This is a genomic window from Sphingomonas sanguinis NBRC 13937, from assembly GCF_001591005.1.
Lineage (GTDB): Bacteria > Pseudomonadota > Alphaproteobacteria > Sphingomonadales > Sphingomonadaceae > Sphingomonas > Sphingomonas sanguinis.
Window position 1 is genome coordinate 107,154 of record NZ_BCTY01000006.1, and the last position, 6,258, is coordinate 113,411.

The 6,258-nt window shown below is 65.8% G+C and carries 5 protein-coding genes; all 5 read left to right on the plus strand.

Features of this window, described 5'->3' with window-relative positions:
- Positions 1-39: 39 nt before the first annotated feature.
- The 5 genes from clpA to coaD all read left to right on the plus strand — a co-directional run bounded on the left by clpA (position 40) and on the right by coaD (position 6,156).
- Positions 40-2,358 carry an ATP-dependent Clp protease ATP-binding subunit ClpA gene (clpA, locus tag SSA01S_RS05425; RefSeq protein WP_061779533.1) on the plus strand — a complete coding sequence of 773 codons (2,319 nt, stop codon included), beginning with the start codon at positions 40-42 and terminating at the stop codon, positions 2,356-2,358.
- A gap of 160 nt (positions 2,359-2,518) precedes the next feature.
- A complete protein-coding gene (locus SSA01S_RS05430) occupies positions 2,519-4,366 on the plus strand; it encodes a sensor domain-containing diguanylate cyclase (RefSeq protein ID WP_061779534.1) in 1,848 nt (615 codons plus the stop codon).
- 147 nt (positions 4,367-4,513) lie between these two features.
- On the plus strand, positions 4,514-4,753 hold the full coding sequence (locus SSA01S_RS05440) for an exodeoxyribonuclease VII small subunit (protein WP_007406073.1): 240 nt from the start codon (positions 4,514-4,516) through the stop codon (positions 4,751-4,753).
- 3 nt (positions 4,754-4,756) lie between these two features.
- Positions 4,757-5,656 (plus strand): polyprenyl synthetase family protein, encoded by a 900-nt coding sequence (locus SSA01S_RS05445; protein WP_061779535.1) that lies wholly within the window; start codon positions 4,757-4,759, stop codon positions 5,654-5,656.
- Entirely contained in the window at positions 5,653-6,156 is a 504-nt protein-coding gene (gene coaD / locus SSA01S_RS05450; RefSeq protein WP_061779536.1) for a pantetheine-phosphate adenylyltransferase, read from the plus strand. Before SSA01S_RS05445 ends, coaD begins: the two co-directional genes overlap by 4 nt.
- Positions 6,157-6,258 lie beyond the last annotated feature (102 nt).

A 6,258-nucleotide genomic window follows, 5' to 3' on the forward strand; every position in this document is an offset into this window, starting at 1 on the left:
GAGGCGTCAGTCCATGGCGCTTCGGAAGGAGTATCGTAGATGCCATCTTTCGCCCCCGCGCTCGAGACCACGCTTCACAAGGCGCTGGAAGCCGCGACCGTGCGGCGCCATGAATATGCCACGCTGGAGCACCTCCTCCTCGCGCTGATCGACGACGACCATGCCTCCAAGGTGATGGAAGCCTGCCATGTCGACACGGGCGAGCTGAAGGCGACGGTCGCCCAGTATCTCGACACCGAACTCGACGCGCTGAAGGTCGAGGCGGCGACCGACCCCTCCCCCACCAGCGGTTTCCAGCGCGTGGTCCAGCGCGCGATCCTGCACGTCCAGTCTTCGGGCCGCGACGAAGTGACCGGCGCGAACGTGCTGGTCGCGTTGTTTTCCGAACGCGAATCCTACGCCGTCTATTTCCTGCAGCAGCAGGACATGAGTCGCCTGGATGCCGTCAGCTTCATCAGCCACGGCGTTGGTAAGGGCGGTGCGACGAGCGAATCGACCCCGCCCAAGGGTGTCGAGGAGGAAAAGCCCGCCAAGCCCGCCGAAAAGGGCAAAGGCGAGAGCGCGCTCAAGCAGTTCACCGTCGACCTCAATGAAAAGGCGAAGGCGGGCAAAGTCGATCCACTGATCGGGCGTGGGCCGGAGGTGGACCGCACCGTCCAGATCCTGTGCCGCCGGTCGAAGAACAACCCGCTCTATGTGGGTGATCCCGGCGTCGGCAAGACCGCCATCGCCGAGGGCCTTGCACGCAAGATCATCGAGGGCAACGTGCCCGAGGTGCTGCTGAACGCCGTCATCTATTCGCTCGACATGGGCGCATTGCTGGCAGGCACGCGGTATCGCGGTGACTTCGAGGAGCGGCTGAAGGCGGTCGTCAACGAACTTGAGAAGCTGCCGCACGCGGTGCTCTTCATCGACGAAATCCATACCGTCATCGGCGCTGGCGCGACCAGCGGCGGGGCGATGGACGCGTCGAACCTGCTCAAGCCTGCGCTGTCGGGCGGCACGATCCGCTGCATCGGCTCGACCACCTATAAGGAGTTCCGCAATCACTTCGAAAAGGACCGCGCGCTGCTCCGCCGGTTCCAGAAGATCGATGTGAACGAGCCGACGATCGAGGATACGATCAAGATTCTGGCAGGCTTGCGCTCGGCGTTCGAGGATCACCATCAGGTCAAGTATACCCCCGATGCGATCAAGTCGGCGGTGGAGCTGTCGGCGCGTTACATCAACGACCGCAAGCTGCCCGACAAGGCGATCGACGTGATCGACGAAGTGGGCGCGATGCAGATGCTGGTGCCGGTCAGCAAGCGCAAGAAGACTATCACGCCCAAGGAGATCGAGGCCGTGATCGCCACCATGGCGCGCATCCCGCCGAAGAGCGTGTCGACCGACGACCGCCAGCAGCTGGAAACGCTGGAGACCGATCTCAAGCGCGTGGTGTTCGGCCAGAATGCCGCGATCGAGAATCTGTCCTCGGCGATCAAGCTGAGCCGTGCGGGGCTTCGCGATCCCGACAAGCCGATCGGCAACTATCTGTTCACCGGCCCCACCGGCGTCGGCAAGACCGAGGTCGCGCGCCAGCTGGCGACGATCCTGGGCATTCCGCTCCAGCGGTTCGACATGTCCGAATATATGGAGCGTCACTCGGTCAGCCGCCTGATCGGTGCGCCTCCGGGCTATGTCGGTTATGATCAGGGCGGTCTGCTGACCGATGCGGTCGACCAGAATCCGCATTCGGTGCTGCTGCTCGACGAGATCGAGAAGGCGCATCCCGATCTGTTCAACATCCTGTTGCAGGTGATGGACAACGGCAAGCTGACCGATCACCACGGCAAGACGGTCGATTTCCGCAATACGATCATCATCATGACGACCAATGCCGGCGCCGCCGACATGGCGCGCGAGACGGTCGGTTTCGGCAACCTCACCCGCGAGGGGGAGGATGAGCAGGCCGTGCAGAAGATGTTCACGCCGGAATTCCGCAACCGCCTCGATGCGATCGTGCCCTTTGGCTATCTGCCGCCGGAAGTCGTGGCGCGGGTGGTGGACAAGTTCATCCTCCAGCTCGAGCTGCAGCTGGCGGATCGCAACGTCCATATCAGCCTGGACGAGGCGGCGAAGAGCTGGCTCACGGAAAAGGGCTATGACCGCCTGTACGGTGCGCGTCCGATGGGCCGCCTGATCCAGGAGAAGATCAAGCAGCCGTTGGCCGAGGAGCTGTTGTTCGGCAAGCTGGTCCATGGCGGCGAGGTGACGGTGAAGATGAAGGACGGCGCCCTGTCCTTCGCGATCGAACCCGCGGCGCCCAAGAAGCCGCGCAAGAAGGGCGGCAAGCCCGCTTCGGTCGACGCGGGCTGACACGCACCGGATCGACATGATCCCGACGAAAGGGGCCGGGTGGCGACACCCGGCCCCTTTTTTTCCACGCCGCGGGCGATCGGAGTTTCACACTCGCGCGACCGCAGGTTATGATGCCGTTAACCTGATTTTCGGGGTTTGACTGGCACATTCCCGGGCGATGAGCGGCGTGGGTCCGATCCGATTATGGGTGCTGATGCTGGCACTGTTGGCGGCCGTCTGTCCGCTGACGGAGGCCCGTGCCCAGGTCGGGGAGGCCGTCGCCACCTGTGTTCGTCCGATCCAAGCCGGGGATACCGTCCGCGCCCTGCTCGCCCAGCCGCAAGCTTTTGACTGCACGCCCGACCAGTCGGCCTATGGCGCGGGCGACTTCTGGGCGTTGTCGAAGCCCCTGCCGACACTGCCCGGCGATCTGCACGATCGGATGAGCATCAGTTTTGCCAGCGCCTGGCAGAATGCGACAACGCTCCACATTCTCTATGCCGATGGCAGCATCCGGCACATCGCGTTCACCAGCGCGACGACCTCGCGCTATCTGTTGCTGGGGCCGATGATCGCGGTTCCCCTGCCTCGCGCGACCACGCGTCCGGTCCGCATCCTGTGGGAAGTCCATGGTGCGGCCAATCTGCGAGGGGTCGTACGCGGCGCGCGGCTTCAGCATTATGCGCAGGCGCTGGAGGTCGAGTCGGAGCTCAGCCTGCTCTACGGCGCGATCATGGGAATGGTGGTGGCACTGGCCATCTACAATCTCGCGCTCTGGCCCGCGCTGCGCCAGCCGCTTCAGCCCGTCTATTGCCTGCTGCTGTTCTTCATCACCGGCTATGCGCTGAGTTCGTCGGGGCTGATCGGGCAGTGGCTGCCTTGGCTCGACAATAACGAACGGCATCGCTGGAACGCGATCATGCTGGGCGGCGTCGCGCTGACCATCGTCGTCTTCGCCCGCCATTTCTTCGAGCGGGAAGTGTTTCGCGGCTGGCTCGACCGGCTGTCGGTCGTGGTCTTCGTGCTGATCGCGGTTCCCAACATCGCCTTTGCGCTTTGCGCGCCCTGGTGGATTCGGCCGCTCGACACGGCGGTGGTGGCGGGTTTTGCCGTCCTGCTCGGCTTCCTGATCGCGGTCTTCGTGCAAGCCTGGCGACGGCGGAGCAACTTCGCCTGGGCTTTTGCGCTGGGCTGGGGCACGCCGATCGCGCTCGCCATGTTCCGCGTACTGAACGCCGTGCATCTGATCGCCTGGCGCCCCTGGATCGACCAGTCCACCGTGCTGTCGATGGGGGCCGAGGCGCTGATCGCCAGCCTCGGGGTCGCCTATCGAATATATCTGCTCAGCCGCGAGCGCGACCTGGCCCGCGCCGACGAGCGCGTTGCCCGGCGGTTGGCCGACACCGATCCGCTGACCGGCCTCTTCAACCGCCGTGCCTTTCTGGAGCAGGCGATCGGGCGCAGCGGGCCGCAGACGCTGGTCCTGGCGGATATCGACCATTTCAAGCGGATCAACGACACGCTGGGCCATGATGAAGGTGACGAGGTGCTGCGGATCTTCGCCCGCACGCTAGGCGAGGCCGTCGGGCTGGACATGCTGGTCGCCCGGATCGGCGGCGAGGAGTTCGCTTTGCTCGCCGATGCGCCGCGCGCGCCCAACGCGGAAACGCTGCTCGCCCGCCTGCGCGCCGTCGCCTATCCGTCCGGCCTGAAGGTCACCGCCAGCCTGGGCCTGTGCACGGGGCCAATGCGGGATGAATCCGACTGGCGGCACTTGTATCGCGAAGCCGACCAGGCACTGTTCGCCGCCAAGAACGGCGGCCGCGACCGCGCCTGCTGGGGCGTGGCGATCGACATGCCGCCACTGCCTGCCCCGCTCTTGCCCAGCGTTCGCTCCAAGCGTAATGCGAGGCTGGGGAGACGGGCATTTGCGCGAACGGCGGATCATGATGGCGGGACTGGGGCTGGCGCTGGTCGCGCTCGCCTATCGTCATCCGACGGCAGATATCCGCGTGATGACCCATGACCTGACCGATCGTTCGCCGCGCCGCGTGCAGGCCGCGGTCGATCTGGGCCTGTTCGGTGTCTCGTTTCTCTACACCTGGACCGTCAACCGGCTGCGGTAAGCGCGACGCTGCTTGCGCACCCGCCGGGTGTGCCGCATAGCGGCGTCATGGATACGCCCATCGAAGAACTGACGTTCGAGGACGCCCTCAAGGAACTGGAGAGGATCGTCGGCCGACTGGAAAGCGGCGAAGCGACGCTCGACGAATCGATCCGCCTCTATGAGCGCGGCGATCGTCTGCGCCAGCGCTGCGCCGAACGGCTCGACGCCGCCCAGGCCCGGATCGAGGCGATACGCCTGGATGCCGAGGGCAAGGCCGCCGGCACCCGCCCGTTTCAGGCGGGCTGAGGCGTGACGCTCACTGCCACCACCCTGCCCGAGGCGCTGGCCGAGGTCGCCGAGGATATCGACGCCCGCTTTGCCGAGTTGCTCGCCGATCCGGGCGATCCGCGTTCCTCGCTCTATGCCGCGATGCGCCATGCCGCGATCGGCGGCGGCAAGCGGCTGCGCCCCCTGCTCGTCTTCGCCACCGCGCATCTGTTCGCCGTGGACCGCAATTGCGCGGGCTGGGTCGCGACCGCGCTGGAGGCGATCCACGTCTATTCGCTGATCCATGACGATCTGCCCGCAATGGACGATGACGATATGCGGCGCGGCAAGCCTACCGTGCACAAGGCGTTCGACGAGGCGACCGCGATCCTGGCGGGCGACTGCCTCCACGCGCTGGCCTTCGAGATCCTGGCCGATCCGGCGACCCATGCCGACCCCTTCATCCGCTCCGAACTGATCCTCGACCTCGCGCGCGCCTCCGGCCCTAGCGGCATGGCGGGCGGGCAGCAGATGGACCTGGAGGCCGAGCGGCAGGTGTTCGACCTTGCCACCGTCACCCGGCTTCAGCAGATGAAGACCGGTGCGCTGATCTGCGCGGCGGTCGAGGCGGGCGCGATCCTGGGCCGCGTGGCTCCCGAGGGGCGGACGCATTTGCGCGGCTATGCGCATGATTTGGGGTTGGCTTTCCAGATTGCCGACGACCTGCTCGACGCCGAGGGCGACGAGGCGGCGGCGGGCAAGAAGCTGCGCAAGGATGAGGACGCGGGCAAGGCGACCTTCCTCAGCCTGCTCGGTGTCGAGCGTGCGCGCGAACAATGTCGGATGCTGGTCGATCAGGCGATCGAGCATTTGCGCCATTACGGCCCCGAGGCCGATCTGCTCCGCGCCATCGCCGCGTATGTGGTGGAGCGCGATCGATGACCCGGATCGGCGTCTATCCCGGCACTTTCGATCCCGTGACCCTGGGGCACATGGACATCATCCGGCGCGGCGCGAAGCTGGTCGATCGGCTGGTGATCGGCGTCACCACCAACCCATCCAAGTCGCCGATGTTCACGCTGGACGAGCGGATGGCGATGGTCCGGCGCGAAGTGGCGGATGTCGCGGGCGAGATTCATGTCGTCGCCTTCGACTCCCTGCTGATGGATTTCGCCGAGCGCGAGGGCGCAAAGGTCATCGTTCGGGGCCTGCGCGCCGTCGCCGACTTCGAATATGAATATCAGATGGCGGGCATGAACCAGCAGATCAATCCGCGGGTCGAGACCGTCTTCCTGATGGCCGATGTCGCGCTGCAGCCCATCGCCAGCCGCCTGGTCAAGGAAATCGCCATGTACGGCGGCACCATCGCCAAGTTCGTCACCCCCGCCGTCGCGGCGGACGTCGCCGAGCGGGTGGAGAAGATCGGCCGCAAGGGGTCCTGATATCCTCCCCGCTCGCGGGGAGGTGGCAGGGCGAAGCCCTGACGGAGGGGGGCTTCCTCATAGGACATCCCTTTGCCGCACACCCCCCCCCCCCCCCCCCCC

What these genes read in the sequence shown, in the direction of transcription:
- SSA01S_RS05440 (WP_007406073.1), top strand. Translation starts at nt 4,514, where the DNA reads ATGGATACGCCCATCGAAGAACTGACGTTCGAGGACGCCCTCAAGGAA.
- SSA01S_RS05430 (WP_061779534.1), top strand. Translation starts at nt 2,519, where the DNA reads ATGAGCGGCGTGGGTCCGATCCGATTATGGGTGCTGATGCTGGCACTG.
- coaD (WP_061779536.1), top strand. Translation starts at nt 5,653, where the DNA reads ATGACCCGGATCGGCGTCTATCCCGGCACTTTCGATCCCGTGACCCTG.
- clpA (WP_061779533.1), top strand. Translation starts at nt 40, where the DNA reads ATGCCATCTTTCGCCCCCGCGCTCGAGACCACGCTTCACAAGGCGCTG.